Source organism: Bifidobacterium pullorum DSM 20433, from assembly GCF_000771405.1.
GTDB classification, from domain to species: Bacteria; Actinomycetota; Actinomycetes; order Actinomycetales; family Bifidobacteriaceae; genus Bifidobacterium; species Bifidobacterium pullorum.
This window is the reverse complement of record NZ_JDUI01000034.1, coordinates 1-361: the sequence shown is the minus strand read 5'-3', so window position 1 is coordinate 361 and position 361 is coordinate 1. Positions and strand designations below refer to the sequence as shown.

Genomic DNA, 361 nt, shown 5'->3' with positions numbered 1-361 from the left:
AGACCTTGCCCGCGGGGATGCGGAACTCCGTCAGGTCGGCCGCCCACAACCGGTTCGGCCCCTCGGCGTGGAAGTCCCGGTTGACGAGGTTGTCCGGCGCCTCGCCGCCGATCTCGCCCTTGTACGAGCTGTAGCGGCGGGCCCGCTTGAGCAGGGGGACGAGCCCGTGCCGCGTCATGAGCCGCATGACGCGCTTCGCGGACACTCGTATGCCCATGCCCCGCAATTCCAGATGGACGCGCTTGTACCCGTAGCGCCGTCCGCTGTTCTCGAACGCCTCCCTCACCAGCCCCAGGAGGGACGCGTCCCGGTCCGGCCTGTTCATCGCGTTCAGCTGATGATAGTACGTGCTGCGCGCCAG

At 68.4% G+C, this 361-nt stretch carries 1 protein-coding gene; it reads right to left on the bottom strand.

What is annotated here, in order from left to right; genetic code table 11:
• The coding region (locus OU11_RS08560; RefSeq protein ID WP_033516201.1) for an IS3 family transposase at positions 1-361 on the bottom strand (361 nt) is incomplete at both ends.